20 protein-coding genes are annotated in these 18212 nt (G+C 75.2%); 15 read left to right on the top strand and 5 right to left on the bottom strand.

The window, feature by feature from the left end; genetic code table 11:
• Positions 1-21 precede the first annotated feature (21 nt).
• Both ACF08D_RS28655 and ACF08D_RS28650 read left to right on the top strand, forming a co-directional pair.
• Positions 22-531, top strand: coding sequence for a DUF664 domain-containing protein (locus ACF08D_RS28655; RefSeq protein WP_392226659.1), 510 nt, complete (start codon positions 22-24; stop codon positions 529-531).
• Positions 532-703: 172 nt separating this feature from the next.
• Positions 704-1216 carry a DinB family protein gene (locus ACF08D_RS28650; RefSeq protein WP_392226658.1) on the top strand — a complete coding sequence of 171 codons (513 nt, stop codon included), beginning with the start codon at positions 704-706 and terminating at the stop codon, positions 1214-1216.
• Positions 1217-1265: 49 nt separating this feature from the next.
• Here ACF08D_RS28650 and ACF08D_RS28645 read toward each other — a convergent pair whose 3' ends face one another.
• A complete protein-coding gene (locus tag ACF08D_RS28645) occupies positions 1266-1697 on the bottom strand; it encodes a VOC family protein (protein WP_392226656.1) in 432 nt (143 codons plus the stop codon).
• A gap of 282 nt (positions 1698-1979) precedes the next feature.
• Between ACF08D_RS28645 and sigJ the strand changes: the two genes are divergently transcribed.
• The 4 genes from sigJ to ACF08D_RS28625 all read left to right on the top strand — a co-directional run bounded on the left by sigJ (position 1980) and on the right by ACF08D_RS28625 (position 5943).
• A complete protein-coding gene (gene sigJ / locus ACF08D_RS28640) occupies positions 1980-2924 on the top strand; it encodes an RNA polymerase sigma factor SigJ (protein ID WP_392226655.1) in 945 nt (314 codons plus the stop codon).
• A gap of 146 nt (positions 2925-3070) precedes the next feature.
• The gene (locus tag ACF08D_RS28635) at positions 3071-4354 is read left to right on the top strand and encodes an NAD(P)/FAD-dependent oxidoreductase (RefSeq protein WP_392226653.1); all 1284 of its coding nucleotides are present in this window, start codon (positions 3071-3073) and stop codon (positions 4352-4354) included.
• An 81-nt stretch (positions 4355-4435) separates the two neighbouring features.
• Positions 4436-5035, top strand: a complete 600-nt coding sequence (locus tag ACF08D_RS28630) for a TetR/AcrR family transcriptional regulator (RefSeq protein WP_392226651.1) — start codon at positions 4436-4438, stop codon at positions 5033-5035.
• A gap of 11 nt (positions 5036-5046) precedes the next feature.
• Positions 5047-5943 carry an alpha/beta fold hydrolase gene (locus ACF08D_RS28625; RefSeq protein WP_392227092.1) on the top strand — a complete coding sequence of 299 codons (897 nt, stop codon included), beginning with the start codon at positions 5047-5049 and terminating at the stop codon, positions 5941-5943.
• A gap of 34 nt (positions 5944-5977) precedes the next feature.
• Here the strand turns inward: ACF08D_RS28625 and ACF08D_RS28620 are convergent, their stop codons facing one another.
• Positions 5978-6526 carry a molybdopterin-dependent oxidoreductase gene (locus tag ACF08D_RS28620; RefSeq protein WP_392226649.1) on the bottom strand — a complete coding sequence of 183 codons (549 nt, stop codon included), beginning with the start codon at positions 6524-6526 and terminating at the stop codon, positions 5978-5980.
• Between the two features lie 321 nt (positions 6527-6847).
• Between ACF08D_RS28620 and ACF08D_RS28615 the strand changes: the two genes are divergently transcribed.
• Positions 6848-7267 carry a molybdopterin-binding protein gene (locus ACF08D_RS28615; RefSeq protein ID WP_392226648.1) on the top strand — a complete coding sequence of 140 codons (420 nt, stop codon included), beginning with the start codon at positions 6848-6850 and terminating at the stop codon, positions 7265-7267.
• A 33-nt stretch (positions 7268-7300) separates the two neighbouring features.
• Here ACF08D_RS28615 and ACF08D_RS28610 read toward each other — a convergent pair whose 3' ends face one another.
• Complete coding sequence (locus ACF08D_RS28610) at positions 7301-7801, bottom strand: hypothetical protein (RefSeq protein ID WP_392226647.1); 501 nt, start codon at positions 7799-7801, stop codon at positions 7301-7303.
• Positions 7802-7943: 142 nt separating this feature from the next.
• On the opposite strand from ACF08D_RS28610, the gene ACF08D_RS28605 reads away from it, so the two are divergent.
• Complete coding sequence (locus tag ACF08D_RS28605) at positions 7944-8927, top strand: GlxA family transcriptional regulator (protein ID WP_392226645.1); 984 nt, start codon at positions 7944-7946, stop codon at positions 8925-8927.
• Positions 8928-8976: 49 nt separating this feature from the next.
• Positions 8977-9345, top strand: a complete 369-nt coding sequence (locus tag ACF08D_RS28600; protein ID WP_392226643.1) for a tetratricopeptide repeat protein — start codon at positions 8977-8979, stop codon at positions 9343-9345.
• Between the two features lie 49 nt (positions 9346-9394).
• Here ACF08D_RS28600 and ACF08D_RS28595 read toward each other — a convergent pair whose 3' ends face one another.
• Both ACF08D_RS28595 and ACF08D_RS28590 read right to left on the bottom strand, forming a co-directional pair.
• The gene (locus ACF08D_RS28595) at positions 9395-10747 is read right to left on the bottom strand and encodes an AMP-binding protein (protein ID WP_392226641.1); all 1353 of its coding nucleotides are present in this window, start codon (positions 10745-10747) and stop codon (positions 9395-9397) included.
• A gap of 213 nt (positions 10748-10960) precedes the next feature.
• Positions 10961-11692 carry a hypothetical protein gene (locus ACF08D_RS28590; protein ID WP_392226639.1) on the bottom strand — a complete coding sequence of 244 codons (732 nt, stop codon included), beginning with the start codon at positions 11690-11692 and terminating at the stop codon, positions 10961-10963.
• A gap of 258 nt (positions 11693-11950) precedes the next feature.
• Between ACF08D_RS28590 and ACF08D_RS28585 the strand changes: the two genes are divergently transcribed.
• The 6 genes from ACF08D_RS28585 (at position 11951) to ACF08D_RS28560 (ending at position 18203) form a co-directional block, all read left to right on the top strand.
• Complete coding sequence (locus ACF08D_RS28585; protein ID WP_392226638.1) at positions 11951-13666, top strand: serine/threonine-protein kinase; 1716 nt, start codon at positions 11951-11953, stop codon at positions 13664-13666.
• A gap of 243 nt (positions 13667-13909) precedes the next feature.
• The gene (locus ACF08D_RS28580) at positions 13910-14425 is read left to right on the top strand and encodes a Dps family protein (RefSeq protein ID WP_392227090.1); all 516 of its coding nucleotides are present in this window, start codon (positions 13910-13912) and stop codon (positions 14423-14425) included.
• A 5-nt stretch (positions 14426-14430) separates the two neighbouring features.
• On the top strand, positions 14431-14865 hold the full coding sequence (locus tag ACF08D_RS28575) for a GNAT family N-acetyltransferase (protein ID WP_392226636.1): 435 nt from the start codon (positions 14431-14433) through the stop codon (positions 14863-14865).
• 151 nt (positions 14866-15016) lie between these two features.
• Entirely contained in the window at positions 15017-16354 is a 1338-nt protein-coding gene (locus ACF08D_RS28570) for an ABC transporter substrate-binding protein (protein WP_392226634.1), read from the top strand.
• Complete coding sequence (locus tag ACF08D_RS28565) at positions 16351-17319, top strand: carbohydrate ABC transporter permease (protein ID WP_392226632.1); 969 nt, start codon at positions 16351-16353, stop codon at positions 17317-17319. The genes ACF08D_RS28570 and ACF08D_RS28565 overlap by 4 nt, the downstream gene beginning before the upstream one ends.
• Positions 17316-18203, top strand: coding sequence for a carbohydrate ABC transporter permease (locus ACF08D_RS28560; protein WP_392226630.1), 888 nt, complete (start codon positions 17316-17318; stop codon positions 18201-18203). Before ACF08D_RS28565 ends, ACF08D_RS28560 begins: the two co-directional genes overlap by 4 nt.
• The last annotated feature ends 9 nt before the right edge of the window (positions 18204-18212 follow it).

Genomic DNA, 18212 nt, shown 5'->3' with positions numbered 1-18212 from the left:
GCCACACGGTTCACTCGGACCATGAACAGCGCAGACGTACTCGCCGACGCCTTCGGGCGCGTCGGGGAAGCGGTCCACCAGGCGGTCGACGGAGCCTCGGCCGCCGATCTGCACGCCCGGCTCGACCCCGGTGCCAACACCATCGCCTGGCTCGTCTGGCACCTGACACGGATTCAGGACGACCATGTCGCCGACGCCGCCGGGCAGGAGCAGCTCTGGACGGGGGAGGGGTGGGCGGAGCGGTTCGCCCTGCCGTTCGCCCCGGAGGAGACCGGCTACGGTCACACCGGCGACCAGGTGGCCGCCGTCCGCGTCGAGTCCCCCGCCCTGCTCCTCGGCTACTTCGACGCCGTGCACGACCGGACCCTCGCCTACGTCGCGGGTCTGCGCGGGACCGCGCTGAACCGGGTCGTCGACGCGTCCTGGTCCCCGCCGGTGACCCTGGGCGTCCGCCTGGTCAGCGTCGTCGCCGACGCGCTCCAGCACGCCGGTCAGGCCGCGTTCGTCCGCGGCTGCCTGGAGCGGCGCTAGCGCCACCGGAGGACGCCCCCGCGGGCGCCCAGAGTCAGGGGCGGCGGCCCCCGGGGCTTGCGCCGGGGCGGAGGCCCACCGACCATGATCGGTGCGGGCGCGGGGGGTCCGCCGGCCCGCCGGACGCGGCCAGTCCCTCGCGTACCGCAGCCCGACGACGAGAGGTACGACGATGGCCACCACCGACACCCGGGTCGACCCGCCCCGCACCGGCGACGAGCGCGCGATGCTGCGCGCGTACCTCGAACTCCACCGCGCCACCCTCGCGCGGAAGTGCGAGGGCCTCACCGACGACCAGCTGCGGCAGCGCTCGATGGCCCCCTCGACCCTCTCCCTGCTCGGCCTGGTGCGGCACATGGCCGAGGTCGAACGGGCCTGGTTCCGCCGGGCGTTCCAGGACCCCGAGGCGCCGATGGTGTGGTCGGACACGGTCGACTTCCAGGCCGCGTACGACGACAGCGGCTCCTCCCGGGCCGAGGCGTTCGCCGCCTGGGAGGCCGAGGCCGAGAACTCGCGCCGCGTCGAACGGGAGGCCGCCTCGCTCGACGCGGCCGGCTACCAGCCCCGCTGGGGCGAAGAGGTGTCCCTCCGCATGGTGATGCTCCACGTCCTGCTGGAGTACGCCCGCCACAACGGCCACGCGGACTTCCTGCGCGAGGGCGTGGACGGCGTGGTGGGCGCCTGAGCGGACCCCGGCACCACCGCGGGGGCCGGGAGCCCGTCGTACCGCCGCGTCACACGTGCCCGCGCGGGCGGGAGACGAAGACGCAGAACGGGTGCCCCGACGGGTCGGCGAACACGAACAGCGGTTCCTCGTCGTCCTCGTGACGGTCCAGCAGCAGGCGCGCGCCCAGCGCCTCCGCCCGGGCGCGCTGGCGGTGCAGCTCGTCCACGTCCGGCACGGTGAGGTCGAGGTGCAGCTGCATCGGGACCTCGTGCCGGGGCCAGGTCGTCTCCGGCAGCTCGGCGACCTCCTGGAAAGCCAGGCGGGACACGCCCGCGGAGTCGCGCAGCACCAGCCAGTCGGGCTCATCGGGGCCGCCGTCCGCGGGCGGCTCGTCCCCCGGCCGGTAGGAGTAGCCGAGCAGCCGGCGGTAGAACTCGGCCAGCTCCCGGGGCCGGGTGGTGTCCAGCACGGTCTGCGCCAACTGCGGATACCCGTCCATGAACGCCCCGCTTCCTGTGATCGTCCGTCCTGCTTGCCGTGGCGGCCACCGCGTACCCCCTCTCCGGCTCCGCCAGTCCCCTCACCGCCCACTCCCCGCCACCGGACTAGGGTCTGTCGTTCGGATCAGGCTGGGTCAGTGAGCGGGGTCTGGTGCGTGCAGATGCAAGGCGGAGGAGGGAGCCACTGCGGAGCATTGGCGACCGACGACAACGCCGCAGATGTGCGTGCCAGGGCACGCGAGCCCAGCAAGATCCGAACGACAGGCCCTAGGATCCGGGCCATGGCGCTGACGACGCAGGACGTGAACCGGTTCGAGGCCGCGCGGCCGCGGCTGGAGGCCCTCGCCTACCGCCTCCTCGGCTCGGCGAGTGAGGCCGAGGACGCCGTCCAGGAGACCTTCCTGCGCTGGCAGGCCGCGGACGTCGAGCGCGTCCGGGTCCCCGAGGCATGGCTGACGAAGGCGCTGACCAACCTCTGCCTCAACCAGCTCACCTCGGCCCGGGCCCGGCGCGAGACGTACGTCGGCCAGTGGCTCCCCGAGCCGCTGCTCGACGGCGACCCGATGCTCGGCCCGGCCGACACCGCCGAACAGCGCGAGTCGGTCTCGTACGCCGTCCTCACCCTGCTGGAGCGGCTGTCGCCGGGGGAGCGGGCGGTGTACGTCCTGCGCGAGGCCTTCGACTACCCGCACCGCGAGATCGCCGCGATCCTCGACATCACCGAGGCCGCGAGCCAGCAGATCCTCCACCGCGCCAAGGGGCACATCGCCGCGGGCAGGGCGCGCGCGGAGGTCGACGAGGCCGCGGCCCGGCGCGTCGTGGAGGAGTTCCTGACGGCGGCCACCAGCGGGAGGACGGAGCCGCTGGTGCGGCTGCTCACCGCCGACGCGATCGCCGTCGGCGACGGGGGCGGGAAGGTCCCCGCCCGGGCCAGGGCGTTCGAGGGGGCCCGCGCCGTCGCGACCTTCATGCGCGGCCTGTTCAAGCCGTCACCGGCGAAGCGTGCGCTCGCCGGGGGATCGGCGGAGGTGTACGTGGCGCGGGCCAACGGCGGGCCGGCCGTCGTGGCCGTGGTCGGCGGCACGGTCATCGGCATCGTGTGCGTGGAGATCACCAGGGAGGGCATCGCCGCGTTCCGCAGCCAGGTCAACCCCGACAAGCTGGAGCGCGCGACCGGCGTGTGGGCGGCCACCGACCACGGGGAGCCGCTGCTGCGCGCCTTCTGACGCGTCGCGATGGTCGGTCGACCGCGGCACCGGGCTGGGATGTGACCCGCTTCACATCGGTCGTCTGTCAGGAATCGCCGGGCTGCCCGGTTCAAGGGGCGTGACCACGCACCGACCGGTGCGGCCCGCGCAGACAGGAGCAGCTCATGCAGCACCGCATCATCGTCCTCGGCGCCGGATACGCCGGAGTCACCGCGGCCGGCCGGCTCGCCCGGCGGCTCCACCCCGACGAGGTGTCCGTCACCCTCGTCAACACCGAGCCCGACTTCGTCGAGCGCGTCCGGCTGCACCAGCTGGCCACCGGCCAGACGCTGCGGCCCCGCCCGTTCGGCGCGGTGCTCCGGGGCACCGGGGTGCGGCTGAGGCTCGGCCGGGTCACCGCGGTGGACGTCGACCGCAAGACCGTCACCGTCGCCGCCGCGGGGGAGGGGGCCGGGACGCCGGAACGCGACACCCTGGAGTACGACACCCTGGTGTACGCGCTCGGCAGCGGCTGGAACGACCAGGGCGCCCCCGGCGCCGCCCGGTACGCGCACGAGATCGCGAGCCGCCCCGGCGCGGTCCGGCTGCGGGACCGCCTGGCCGCGCTGCGGGCCGGTGAGTCCGTGGTCGTCGTGGGCGGCGGGCTCACCGGGCTGGAGGCGGTGACCGAGATCGCCGAGGCCCGGCCCGACCTCGCGGTCGCCCTGGCCACCCGCGGCGCCCTCGGCGACTGGCTCTCCGGGAAGGGCCGCGGCCATGTGCGCAAGGTCCTCGCCGGGCTCGGTGTCACCGTGCACGAGAACGTCTCCGTCAGCGGCGTCGGGCCCGACCGGGTCACCGTCGACGGCGGCCCGGACATCCCGGCCGCGGTCACCGTGTGGACCACCGGCTTCGCCGCCCACCCGCTCGCGCGGGCCACCGCCCTCGAACTGAGTGCCGGTGGCCAGATCGTGGTCGACGGCACCATGCGCTCGGTCTCGCACCCGGACGTGTACGCCGTTGGTGACGCCGCCCTGGCGACGGGCCCCGGCGGCAAGCCGCTCCGGATGTCGTGCGCCTCCGGCACGCCCGCCGCCTGGCAGGCCGCCGACGCCCTCGCGGCCCGCCTGACCGGCGGCAAGGTGCCCACCGTCCCGATCCGCTACTTCAACCAGTGCGTCTCCCTGGGGCGGGCGGAGGGGCTCATCCAGTACGTCACCGCCGACGACCGCGCCGTCGACACGGCGCTGACCGGCCGGCTCGCCGCGCTCTACAAGGAGCTGGTCTGCAAGGGAGCCGCGTGGGGCGTCGCCCACCCGACCCTGGGCCTGCCGGTCCGCCGCCGTCGCCTCGTACGGTCCGCGGGCGACGCGTCCCCGGCGTCCCAGGCGTCCCCCGCGTCTTCCGCAACTTCCGCGTCCCCGGCCTCCCCGGCCTCCTCGGTGGAGGCGCCCGCCTCCGCCTCGTGAGCGCGGGGCGGCCGTCGCGCAACCGGCTTGCTTTCCTAGGGGTCCTAGGTTCAAACTAGGGCCCCTAGGAAAGGGGTGCGTATGGTGCGGGCCGGGCTGACGGCCGAGCGGGTGACGATCGCGGCGGCCGAACTGGCGGACGAGGTCGGGCTCGACGGGGTGAGCATGGCGCGGGTGGCGCGGCGGCTCGGTGTGAAGGACGCCAGCCTGTACGCCCATGTCCGCGGGCTGGAGGACCTGCGCGGGCGCGTCGCGCTCCTCGCGGCCGACGAGAAGACCGTCCGGATCGCCGAGGCGACCGCCGGACTGGCCGGCCGGGACGCCCTGTTCGCGTACGCCGACGCCTGGCGGGAGTACGCCCGTCGCCACCCCGGCCGCTACGCCGCGACCCAGGCGGGGATCCGTGTCGACCCCGAGCTGGCGGCCGGGGCGCCCGGGCCGCGCCGCGCGGTCGAGCTGACGTACGGGATGCTGCGCGGCTACGGCCTGGCCGAGCCCGACCTCACCGACGCGGTACGGCTGCTGCGCAGCACGTTCCACGGGTTCGTCGCCCTGGAGGCGACGGGCGGGTTCGCGTCCGCGCGCGCTCCGGAGCGGTCCTGGCGCCGCGCCCTCGACGCCCTGCACGCCCTCCTGGAGCACTGGCCCGAGCCCGACCCCCGAGAAGGAGACCCCACATGAGCGGCCGTCACATGACCGGCCCCACCACCGGCACTTTGCGTGTTCCCGGTGCGACCCTCCACCACGAGGTGCGCGGCCGGGGCCCGCTCCTGCTGCTCATCCCCGGCGGGGCGGGCGACGCGGCCTCGTACGACGGCGTCGCCGACACCCTGGCCGCCGCGTACACGGTCGCCACCTACGACCCCCGGGGCATGTCCCGCAGCACCCTGGACGACCCGGGGGCCGCGCAGTCCGTGGCCGAACACGCCGACGACGCCCACCGGATGCTGGAGCTGCTGTCGCCGGACGCACCCGCCCGGGTCTTCGGCGCCAGCTCGGGCGCCATCACGGCCCTGCACCTGCTCGCCACCCACCCGGAGCGCCTCGCGTGCGTCGTGGCGCACGAACCGCCGGTCGTGGAGGTCCTGCCGGACGCGGCCGTGCACCGGGCGCTCGTCGCGCGCGTACGGGAGACCCTGCGCACGGACGGGCTCGGGCCCGCGATGGCGGAGTTCGCCCGCGGCCTGGCAGCGCCCGGCGGCGACGACCGTGACACGGCCGGCGCGCCGGAGCCCGGCCTCGAGGTCGCCCTCCCGCCCCAGGCGGCCGCGCGGGCCGAGCGGACGATGGCCAACCTGCCGTACTTCGTCGGCGGCATCGTGCCCCCGTTCATGTCCTACCTCCCGGACGTCGAGCGGCTGAAGCGGCACGCGCACCGGCTGGTCCTCGCCGCCGGCCGGGACGCGCGCGGCGAGGTGCCCCACCGCGCGGCCGAGGCCCTGGCCGGACGGCTGGGCGTGGACCTGCGCCACTTCCCCGGCGGCCACACCGGCCTGACCACGCACCCCGCCGAGTTCGGCGCGCTCCTCGGGGCGACCCTCCGCGCCGCCGCGCCCGCACCCGCCGTCAGCCCGCCCGCGCGGGCATGACCGGGACGTCGCGCAGCCGCCCAAAGGCCCCCCGTCAGGCCGTCGACGGGCCGGGTGCATGGGCCGCGTGGGCCCCGCCGACCGGGTGGCCGAGCGCCTCGTGGGGCGGGAGCGTACCGACCCAGATACCGGTGACCGCGCTGACATAGCGCGCACCGCAGCGGTCGGAGGGCACCACGAGCTGGGCGCCCGCCGTGTCGAGGTCGTCACCGTCCAGACGGGTCGCCAGCAGCACCGGCGCGTCACCGAAGTCGGCGTCGACCTCCGCCCACGCCAGCACACTGTGGTGGCCGTCGCCGCCGTGCACCCGCACCACGAACCGCGAACGGTCCTTGCGCCGCCGGGGATCGAAGGCGGGCCGGGTGTCGCCGACGACCTCACGCAGCAGGGGCCCCTGGAAGGTGTGGCGCCGGGACCCGCTGGTGGCGCAGTCGAACACCACGTCCACCCGGTGCTGCTCCCAGCCCCGCCGCAGGTCCGCGACGGTCAGGACGGCCGGGGCGGCGACCTCGCCGCCCAGCAGGAACGAACGGGCCGGTGGCGCGGGGTCGGGGGCGTGCGGCGGGACGCTGAGCTGACTCATGGGGCTTCCCCTTCGAGCGGCCGGTGCGGCGACTGCGCCCAGTGCTACCCGCCCGTCGGCCCGCGGAACCCCGCATGCCACCCGATGGGCCCGCTGGTGTTCGCATTCGGGAGGTTTCTACGAGTACGCGGGGCGCATCGCCGAGGAGCATGCGCCAAGGGTCCGCCGTCCCGCCGGAGAGCGGCGCGAGGAGATCACGGCCGAACGGCTGGCAGGTGCGACCTGCGCCGCCACGCCTGACGCGGCCTCGGGTACGTTCCTGTTGTCGCAGGTCACAGAAGTGACGGCAGTTCACCCCACAGCTCAGTGAGGCGTTTTCCCATGACTCTGTCCATTCGCAACCAGCTCCCCGGCACCGTCACGGAGGTCACCTCCGGTGAGGCCATGGCGTCGGTGAAGGTACGCCTGGCCGGCGGCCAGGACATCACCGCCGCGATCACCGCCGACGCCGTGAAGGACCTGAGCCTCGCGCGGGGCGCCGCGGTGCGCGCCCTGGTGAAGTCGACCGAGATCGCCCTCGCCACCGGCCCCGTCGACGGGATCTCCATCCGCAACCAGCTGCCCGGCACGGTCGCCGACGTCTCGACGGGCGGCGCCATGGGCGCGGTGCGGGTCACCGTCGAGGGCGGCGAACTGACCGCCGCCATCACCAAGGACGCGGTGGAGGACCTCGGCCTGAACGAGGGCGCCGCCGTGGTCGCGCTCATCAAGTCGACGGAGATCTCGCTCGCCTCCGCCTGACCCCGCCGGGGTGCACACCACCGCGAGGAGTCCTCAGACCCACAGGACGATCGCGGCGGCGCCGAACAGGTCGACCACACAGCACCACTCGGACCAGGCCCGGGGGACGACGCGGCCGGCGCGGTGGTGGGCGAAGTCCCACACCGCGTGGGCGAACCACCCGGCCGCCATGACGTAGTGACCGGCCGTCCGGTCGACGCTGAGCGCCAGCAGGGCCAGCGCGCCGAAGAGGGCCACCCCGAGAAGCTGGAGGACGACCGTGTCCCGGCGCGCCAGCTCCCCGCGCAGGACCCCGAACGCGATGTAGCACAGCGGCATGACCGCCAGCAGCGTGGCGAGGAGCGGAAGCGGGGGTACCCCGTCGGCGAAGGTGGCCACGACCAGCGCGAGCGCGGTCCAGGTGGGCCAGCGGCGTGCGACACGAGCCAGGGGCCCCGCCGGCCGGGCGCGCGGCGCGGCGCCCCCGTCCGAGGCCGGTGCCGTCTCGCGTACCGCGTCGTGCGGCTGGTTCTCCTGCGTGTGTCCGGGGGACATGGGGGCTCCTGACGTCGGACGGCGTGGGGCGGCGTGGGGGGCGTTCCCACTGTCCGGGCCGGTACGGCGGGCGCGCGAGGGGACGGCCCGGCCATGTCCCGAATCTTGGGGTGGCGGTCCTTCCGGCGTAGGGTCGGCCGGCATGAGCGTGCGGCGGATGGTGGTGGTCGGGTACGACACGGCCGAGTTGCTCGACATCGCGTGTGTGACGACCACCCTCGCCATGGCCAACCACCTCGGCGCCCCCGCGCGGCCGTACGAGGTGACCCTCGCGGCCCCCGGTGGCGGACCGATCGCCTGCGGCTCCGGGCTCGTGCTGCAGAGCCAGCAGCCGCTGGAGCGCCTGATCGGGCCCCTGGACACCCTGATCGTCTCGGGCGGCCGGGACTTCGAACGGGCCGCCGCCGACGCCCGGCTCGTGGGCCATGTGCGCCGGCTGGCCAGGGAGAGCCACCGGGTGGCCTCCGTGTGTACGGGGGCCTCCGTCCTCGCCGCCGCCGGGCTGCTGGACGGCCACCGGGCCACGACGCACTGGCGGTTCGCCGCCCGGCTGGCCGACCGCCACCCCCGGGTCACCGTGGACGCGGACCCCATCTACATCCGGGACGGCGACGTCTTCACGGCGGCCGGCATCACCAGCGCGCTCGACCTGACCCTCGCCTTCATCGAGGACGACCACGGCGCCGAACTGGCCCGCCAGGTCTCCCGCGACCTGGTCACCTACCTGCAACGCCCGGGCAACCAGGCGCAGATGAGCATGTTCACCGATGCCCCACCGCCCCGCGACGCCCTGGTCAGGCGGCTGGTCGAGCACATCGCACGGTGCCCGGACGGCGACTTGAGCACCGGCGCCTTGGCGCGGCTCGCGGGCGTCACCCCGCGCCACCTCGGCCGCCTGTTCCTCGACCACCTCGGGCAGACCCCGGGCCGGTTCGTCCGCCGGGCCCGCACCGAGGCGGCCGCGCACCTCCTGGTGACCACCGCCCTGCCCCTGGCGCGCATCGCCACCCGGTGCGGCTTCGGCTCCGCCGAGAGCCTGCGCCAGGCGTTCACCGGCCGGTACGGCATCGCCCCGTCCCGCTACCGCGAGGCCCACCGCGCAGCCGGCCCAGAGCCCCACCAGTAGTGGAATATTCAACGAACGGGCGCGGTTGACGGCACCGAAGGAGGTCACCGTGAACACGACGTACAGCTCCATCCGCGACGCCTACTACCACCACGGCACACCGGCGGAGCGCTGGGAGCGCGCGCAGCGGTTCTTCGAGGCCAGGGACTACGACACCGCGGCCCGCGTGCTCGCCGGACTGGTCGAGGACGCCCCCGGGCAGACCGCCCCGAGGCTCCTGCTCGCCCGCGCCTACTACCACTCGGCCCAACTCCGCCGCGCCGAGGCCGAGCTGCGCCTGATCGTGGAGCGGGACCCGGTCGAGCACTACGCCCGGCTGCTGCTGAGCCGCACCCTGGAACGCCAGGGCCGCCCCGCCGAAGCCCGCGTCCACGCCCGGATCGCCGCCGCCTTCACCGGCGACCTCGACAACACCTGACGGCCGCCCCGCGCCGCCCCTCCCGGCCCCGGGAGCGGCGGCGCCGCCGTCAGCGCCGTACGGAAGCCTCCGCCAGGCGCCCCACCACCGTCACCTCGCCGCCGGGCGTGCGGGCGGCGAGGAGGCCGGTGCGGAAGTAGCCGTCGGGTGTGAAGGAGCGGGCGGTGCGGTCGGGGGTGCGGTAGTAGCCGCGCACGATGTGCGGCCCGCGCGCGAGGAGTTCGCCCGGCCGGCCGTCGGCCGCGTCCCGGCCGTCCCGGTCCACCACACGCAGCTCGTCGCCGGGCGAGAGAGGGCGGCCGTACGTCGTCGGCACCGGCTCGCCCGGGCCGGTCGGGCCGGCCGTCGTGACCAGGCCCTCCGCCAGGTCGACGATCCGCTGCGTCGCGCAGCCCAGGGCGGGAACCGGCTCGGTGGCGACCGGGTCCTCGGGGGCGCCGCCGATCTGCACCAGGCGGAGGCTGCCGGCCTCGGCCCGTACCGCCGCACCCGCGTCCCGCCAGGCCCGCGCCGTCTCCGGGAGCAGCGACGCCACGGTGACCCGCTCCCGCGCGACGGCCGCCAGGCACGCCGCCGGGTCCAGGTCCTCGACCATCACCACGGTGCCGCCCACGGAGAGCGTGCCGAGGATGCCCGGGCAGCCGAACGCGAGGTTGACGGCGGCCGGCAGCGCGGCCAGGTACACGTCGTCCTCCGTGAGCGACACCGCCTCGGCGGCGGCCCGCGCCTGGCAGGCGTAGTCGTTGTGGGTACGCGGGACGAGCGCGGGCGCCTCCCCGGCCCCGCCCGCGAGCAGGAGCAGCGCCACCTGGCCGGCCCCGAGCGCCGTCGCCGGCTCGGGAGGCGCGTCGATCGAGCCGAGCGGGTAGGAGTGGCAGCCCGCCGGGTCGATCGTCATCCCCCCGTACGGAGACGAGGCACCGGGCGCCTCATAGGTGAACACCCGCCGCAGGAACGGCCCCTCGGCGGCGATCTGCGCCGCCGTCGCCGCCAGGTCGACGCCCCGGTACTCCGGGGGAACCACCCAGCCGACCGCCTCGCTCACCCGTACCAGCCGGGACACCCCGCCAGCGCCGTACGAAACCGGGCACAGGACGGGAACCGCCCCGGCCCGTATCAGGGCGAACACGGTGACGACGAACTCCGGGACGTTCGGCAGCTGGACGATCACCCGCTGACCGGGCCGCAGCCCCCGCAGGCGGAACCCCGCCGCCATCCGGTCCGCCCGCCGGTTCAGCTGCGCGTACGTCAGCCGGGTGTCGCCCCCCACGACCGCGGTGCGCGGCCCGTACCGCACCGCCCACCCGCGCAGCAGGTCGTCCAGCGTGTAACCCTGCCAGTGGCCCGCCATCCAGTAGCGGTCGGTGAACTCCTCCGGCCAGGGCGTACAGCCGTCGAGCATGGTGTCCTTCGCTTCCCTCGGTACGGGCTTCCCCCGCCACAACACCGGCCGGCGCCTCGGCCCGCCTCCCGTACCGCCCAGTCAAGTCCCCGGGCCCCGCCGCCCGCAATGCCCGGTCCCCACGACGAACGCCCGAGCCGGTCGGCGGAAGATCCAACACCCCCGCCCCGGCCGCGCGCGACACGCTGCCGGAACTCGCGGGAGACCCTGCCGTCAGTTCCCCGCCGTCCAGGCCGCCCACAGGCCCTCCAGCCACGCGGGCGGCAGCTCCGCCGCGTCCCACTCCTCGCGCAGCGCGGCGGGGTCGGACGCCAGGCGCTCCAGCACGGCGACACTCGTGGGGGAGTGGACCAGCGAGTAGCGGCCGTGGATGGCGATCCTGCTCCCCGCGCCGTACTCCGCGTACAGCCGCTCCAGGCGCTCCCGGTGGGTCGCGGTGAACTCCGCCAGCCGCCCCGCGTACCCGGCCCGCCGGCGGGAACTCATCGTGCCCAGGACGGCGGTGAGCACCTGCTCGGACACCTCGGGATCGAGGTCGGACACCTCGGCGAACGCCAGGTACAGCGGCGTCACCGCCACCCGCGCCCGCTCCACCTGCATCCGGCTGACCGGAGGACGGGCCTCCGGGGGCGGGCCCGCCGCATCGGCGGCGACCGCCTCCCGCAGCGCCCGCTCGGCCCGCGCACCCAGCTCGTCGGCCACCGCCTGGGCCCCGTCCAGCCAGCCCGACTCGTACGGCTCGCCCTTCTCCCCGGGCACGCTCCGCCGCCGCCCGCCGAGCTCCTGATGGGCGAGCGCCAGCGCACCGGCCTCCACCAGGCCGATCAGCTCCTCGGCGTCCCCGGCGAACACCCCCGCGCGGCCGAGCAGCTGGAGGAGCGTCCGCTTCGCGTTGAGGACGTCGGCGACGTCGAGCTGCTGCCGTTCTTCCCCGGCGGCGTTCATGATCCTCCTCCTCGCGCGGTCGGTGCGTACGCTGCGGTGCCGCTCCACGTGCCCGGAACGCCTCGTACCAGGCCCGCGGCCCGTACCGATCACGACCCGAGCCGCAAAGTCTAGATCCGAACGGTACGCCGCCGACGGAGATTCCCCGCGCGGTGACGGGCCGGTGAGGGGCCGGTGACGGCCCCCGGCGCCCGGCTCCGGACGCCGTGCGGCGCCTGCCGGGACGGCGGGCGCGCCCGCCGCCTACGATGACCCGCCATGAGCATGAGTGAGGGCGGCGGACGGCTGGTCGACGGGCGGTTCGCCCTGGTCTCCCGCCTCGGCAGCGGCGGCATGGGCACGGTCTGGCGGGCGCGGGACGTCGCCCTGGACCGGGAGGTCGCGCTCAAGGAGGTCCGCCCGCCGGACCCCGCCCTGGTGGAGGCCGACCCCGGACTCGCCGCGCAGGTCCGCGAGCGCGCCGTGCGCGAGGCGCGGGCGCTGGCCCGGCTGTCGTCCCCGCATGTCGTGACGATCCACCAGATCGTCGAGCCCGCCGACGGCTCCCACCCCTGGATCGTCATGGAACTGGTCGAGGGCCGCTCCGTGTACGACCGGCTCGCCGAGGGCCCCCTGCCCGTGCCCGACGTGACCAGGCTCGGCCGGGAGGTCCTCGCGGCCCTGCGCGCCGCCCACGGCGCCGGGGTCCAGCACCGCGACGTCAAGCCCGCGAACGTCCTGCTCCGCCCCGACGGCACCGCCGTCCTGACCGACTTCGGCATCGCGGCCCTGTCCGGCACGACGTCACGGCTCACCGCGACCGGCGACCTCATCGGCTCGCCCGAGTACATCGCGCCCGAGCGCGTGCGGGGCGAGGAGGGCAACCCGGCCTCCGACCTCTGGTCCCTCGGCATGCTGCTGTACGTCGCGGCCGAGGGGCACCACCCGCTCCGGCGCGCGACCGGTCTCGCGACGGTGGTCGCCGTGCTGGACGACCCGATCCCGCCGCCCGTCCGGTCCGGCGCCCTCGGCCCCGTCCTCGAACGGCTGCTCGTCCGCGACCCCGCGCTGCGCCCCGACGCCGCCGAACTGGACCGGCTCCTGCGGGATGCGACCGAGGTGGCGGGGGCGCCGGGGGCGTCGGCTCCCGCGGACCGGTCCCCGCACGTCTCCGGTGCGGCGGCCCCCGCTCAGGCGTACGCCCCGCCGACGCCCGCCGGCCCATGGACGCCGGCCGCTCCGCCCCATGGCGCGTTCGGGCCGCCCATACCGTCCACCGCGCCCGCCCGCCGGCCCCGGGCCCGCCGTACAGCCGTCGTCTCCGCCGCCTCCGCCGCGACCGTCGCCGTCCTGGTGGTCGCCGCCCTGAACTGGCCCTCCGGCACGGGCACGGCCGACCCGGACGCGGGCCGGCAGGGCACCGGCGGCGCACCGGCCTCCAGCTCCGCCCCGCGCACCCCGGCCGCCGACCGGCCGGACCCGGCGGGCGGCGGCACACGGGGCCCGTCGGACGGTACGGCGGACCGGGCGGTGGCCAAGGGCTCCCTCCTCACCCCCGCGAACATCCGCACCGTCCTCGGCGCCTTCCGCGAGGCGAGCGGCCACGCGGAGGTCAAGGAGGTGACCGTCTACGAGGACTACGCCCTGGCCGAGATCCCCACCGGGCCGGGCGCGTCGACCTACGACGAGTACCAGTACCGCGACGGCGCCGCCACCAGGACCGGCCCCGGCGGCACCATCGGCGCCGACAGTGCCGACGAACAGCCCTTCGACGCGGCCGGACTGGCCTGGGACACCCTGCCCGCACTGATGCGGCGCGGGGAGCGGGAACTGAAGGTCGACGACCCGAACCTGCGGTACGTGATCGTCAAGCGCTGGACCTTCAACGAGGACCGGCCCACCGTGCTCTTCTACCTCACCAACGAGTACCAGGCGGCCGGCTACCTGGCCGCCGACACCCGGGGCGACGTCGTGGCCTCCCACCCGGCGTCCTGAGCCCCGGTCCCGTTCGAGGGGGCGTGCGCAGGCGGTACGGACCCCGGGCGCGGGGAGCAAAGTCGGCGGGCCGAGCCGGCCGTAGCGTCGGGACACCCACCGCCACCGGCCGCCCGGCCCCGGCGATCCGTACCAGGAGCACCCGTGGAACCGACCCTCACCGCACCGCCGCGCCCGGACACCCGGCAGCAGCCGCAGACGCGACCGCAGGCGCAGGCGCCCGACCACCGGACCGGCGACGAGATCCAGGCGTTCGGCACGCTCAACCACCTGCCCATCGGCCTGGACCACGACACGCGCGCGTACTCCTGCCTCCGGCTCAACCGCGTCCTCGCCGACACCCAGATCCTCTACTCGCTCTACAAGAAGCACCATTGGCTGGTGCGCGGCGCGACGTTCGCCTCGCTGCACCTCATGCTGGACAAGCACGCCGAGGCGCAGCTCGCCCTCGTGGACGCCCTGGCCGAGCGCGTCCAGAGCCTCGGCGGTGTCGCGGTCGGGGACCCGCGCCATGTCGCCGAGCTGACGGCCGTACCGCGCCCCCCGGACGGCGTCGAGAAGGTCCCCGCCATGCTGTCCCGGCTCCTCGCCGCGCACGAGACGATCCTGACCGACGCGCGGGACGCCGCAGCCCGGGCCTCGGCGCGCGGCGACGAGGGCAGCGCCGACCTGCTCGTCTCCGGCGTCGTCCGCACCGGCGAGGCGCAGGTCTGGTTCCTGGCCGAACACCTGGTGGACACCCCGCTGGTGGAGGGCTGAGCACCGTGGAAGCGCACGTCACGGACCGCCCGGAGAGATCCCGGTACGAGATCCTCGCCACGGCCGAGGAGGACGCCGCTCCCGCCACTCCCGCCACTCCCGGCGCCCCCGGCGTCCCCGGCGCCCCCGGCGTCCCCGGCGCCCCCGGCGCTCCCGGGGGCCGCCGGAGCCCTGAGACCGCCGGCTTCGCCGAGTACTTCCTCTCCCCGGCGGCGCGCGAGGGGGAAGGGACGGAGATCGCCTTCATCCACACCGAGACCGACCCGCGGTTCGCCGGCCGGGGCCTGGGCGGGCTGCTCGCCCGGGGAGCGCTCGACGACGCCCGGGCGCGCGGGCTGAGCGTCCTGCCGTACTGCCCCTTCATCCGGGCGTGGATCGGCAGGCACCCCGAGTACGCCGATCTGGTCCCCGCCTCCCGGCACGCCGAATTCGGGCTCTGAGGCCGGCCCGGGCCGGACGCCGGTACGTGCGGCGACGACCGCCCGGCCTGCGACGACTGCCGAAATTGAACGATTGGTCGATGTTGTTCGACCGCTGATAACTTCGGTCCGCCCCCGCGATCACGCGGTGGGCGATCGGAGGAAGCACACCATGAGGTCCGGCGCGAGAGTCGCGCTCGCCGTCGTCATCCTGGCCGCCCTCGTCAGCGCCTGCGGCGCCCCGCGCGACGCCTCCCGGCCCCGCGACGCGGCGAGCTGCCGGCCGTACGACCGCTACGGCTCGCATCCCGGCACCCGCGTCACCGTCTACGCCTCCAACCGGGACCGCGAGGCGGACCTGTTCGAGGAGACCTGGGCGGACTTCGCCCGCTGCACCGGCATCGACGTCGCGTATGAGGGCGACGGCGAGTTCGAGGCCCGCATCCAGATCCGGGTCGACGGCGGCAGCGCACCCGACGTCGCCTTCTTCCCGCAGCCCGGACTGCTGGAACGCTTCGCCCGCCGGGGCCACCTCAAGCCCCTGCCCCCCGCGGTCGCCTCCCTCGCCCGCCAGGGCTGGTCCGCCGACTGGAACGGCTACGCGACGGTGGACGGCACGCTCTACGGCACCCCGCTGGTCGCCAATGTGAAGTCGTTCGTCTGGTACTCGCCCGCCTTCTTCCGGGAACGGGGCCTCACCGTGCCCCGCACCTGGGACGAACTGATGGCCCTCACCGAGAGGATCGCCGCCTCCGGGGTCACCCCGTGGTGCGCGGGCGCCGAGTCCGGCGAGGCGACCGGCTGGCCGCTCACCGACTGGATCGAGGACGTCCTGCTGCGCCGGGCGGGACCGGACGTGTACGACCAGTGGGTCGCCCACGACATCCCCTTCAACGACCCGCGCGTGATCGAGGCGTTCGACACGGTCGGATCGGTGCTCAAGGACGACCGGTACGCCAACGGAGGCTTCGGCCCCGCCCGTTCCATCTCCTCCATCGCCTACCAGGACGCCGGCGCCCCCGTCCTGACCGGCGAGTGCGCGATGCACCGCCAGGCCTCGTTCTACGCCGAACACTGGCCGGACGGCACCGAGATAGGCCCCGACAAGGACGTGTACGCCTTCCTCCTGCCGGGCACGGACCGCACCCGCCTGCCCGTCCTGGGCGGCGGGGTCTTCGCCGCCGCGTTCTCCGACCGCCCCGAGGTCCGGGCCTTCCAGGAGTACCTGGCCACCGCCCGGTTCGCCGACAGCCGGATGCGGAAGGGCCCCTTCGTCTCCGCGCACAAGGACGTGGACCCGGACCACGCGGCCAACCCGGTGGACGAGCTGTCCATCCGGCTCCTCCAGAACCCCCGGACCCAGTTCCGGTTCGACGGCTCGGACCTGATGCCCGCCTCCGTCGGATCCGGCACCTTCTGGAAGGGCGCCCTGGACTGGATCGGGGGCGAGGACAGCCGGACGGTGGCCGACTCCGTCGAGCGGTCCTGGCCGCGCCCGCGCGGCCGATGACGTTCGACCTGCTCGCCCAGCAGCCCAAACTGACGGAACTGCTCCGGGGAGTCGCCGCCTTCGCCGCCGTGGTCGGCCTGATCCTCCTGGTGCTGCACCGGCCCCGCCCGCGCAGGCGCGGCGCCGCCCTCCTGCTCCTGGCCCCGGCGACCGCGCTGCTCACGGCCGGCCTCCTGATACCCGGCCTGCGTACCCTCGTACTGTCGTTCCTGGACGACGAAGGCCACACATGGGCCGGCCTCGACAACTACGCCTGGCTCTTCACCGACCCCACCGCCCTGGGGGCCCTGCGCAACACCCTGGTCTGGGTCCTGCTGGTGCCCCCGCTCGTCACGGCCGTCGGCCTGCTCTACGCAGCCGTCGTCGTACGGTCCCGGCTGCGGGCGCCCGCCCTCGCGCTCCTCCTGCTGCCCATGGCGATCTCCTTCGTCGGCGCCGGTGTCGTCTGGAAGTTCGTCTACGCCTACCGCCCCGCCGGAGCGGACCAGATCGGGCTGCTGAACCAGCTCGTCGTGGCCTTCGGCGGCACACCGCGGCAGTGGCTCGTGGAGTCCCCCTGGAACGTCCTCCTCCTCGTCGTCGTCATGGTGTGGACCCAGGCGGGCTTCGCCGCCCTCCTCCTGGCGGGCGCCATCGCCGCCGTACCCGCCGAGATCACCGAGGCGGCCCGGCTCGACGGTGCCTCACCGCGGCAGGTCTTCCGGCACATCACCCTGCCGGCGATCCGGCCCGCCCTGACCGTGGTGCTCCTCACCGAGACCACGGCCACCTTCAAGGCGTTCGACATCGTCAGGGCCATGACCGGCGGCCACTTCGACACCGCGGTCCTCGCCCACGAGATGTACGATCAGGCCCTGCGCCACGGCCGGTCGGGCCGGGGCGCGGCGCTCGCCGTCCTGCTGTTCGTCCTGGTCACGCCCGTGGCCGCCGCGATGGCCGCCCGAGCCCGGCGGAGAGCGGGATGAGCCGGACCCGGGCGGGCCTCACCTCCCGCGCCGCCACGACGGCCGCCGTGCTGATCGCCCTGCTCTGGACGACGCCCACCCTCGGCCTCCTCGTCTCCTCCTTCCGCCCCGAGAAGGACATCAAGACCTCGGGCTGGTGGACCGTGTTCGGCGCCCCGCGCCTCACCCTCGACAACTACGCCGAGGTGCTGGCCGGTGGCCGCAACAGCTCGGGACGGTTCGCCGACCACCTCGTCAACTCCGTCGTCATCACCGTCCCGTCGGTGCTCTTCCCCCTGGTCCTCGCGCTCCTCGCGGCGTACGCGCTGGCGTGGATCGACTTCCGCGGGCGCGACGCCCTCCTCGTGGGCGTCTTCGCCCTCCAGATCGTGCCCCTCCAGATGGCCCTCGTGCCGCTCCTGCGCCTCGCCTCCGCCGGATGGCTGTCCCTGCCGGGCGGGGACCCCGCCGGAGCCGCGCGGTTCGGCCCCATCTGGTTCGCCCACACCGCCTTCGCACTGCCCTTCGCGGTGTTCCTCCTCCACAACCACCTGGCCTCGCTGCCCCGGAACCTGATCGAGTCCGCCCGGGTCGACGGCGCGTCCCACGGGACGCTCCTGCTCCGGATCGTCCTCCCGCTCGCCCGGCCGGCCCTGGCCGCCCTGGCGGTGATCCAGTGCGTCTGGGTCTGGAACGACCTGCTGGTGGCGCTGGCGCTGTCGGGCGGCACCGCCGAGACCGCGCCCGTCACGGTCAGGCTGGCGGAACTGGCCGGAACCCGCGGCAACGAGTGGCAACGGCTCACCGCCGGTGCTTTCGTATCGGCGTCCGTCCCGCTGCTGGCGTTCTTCGCCCTCCAGCGCCACGTCACACGGGGCCTGATGGCGGGCGCCGTCAAGGGGTGAGGGACGTCG

This window comes from Streptomyces sp. NPDC015131 (assembly GCF_043079975.1).
GTDB lineage: Bacteria > Actinomycetota > Actinomycetes > Streptomycetales > Streptomycetaceae > Streptomyces.
This window is presented reverse-complemented; position numbering and strand designations above follow the sequence as displayed.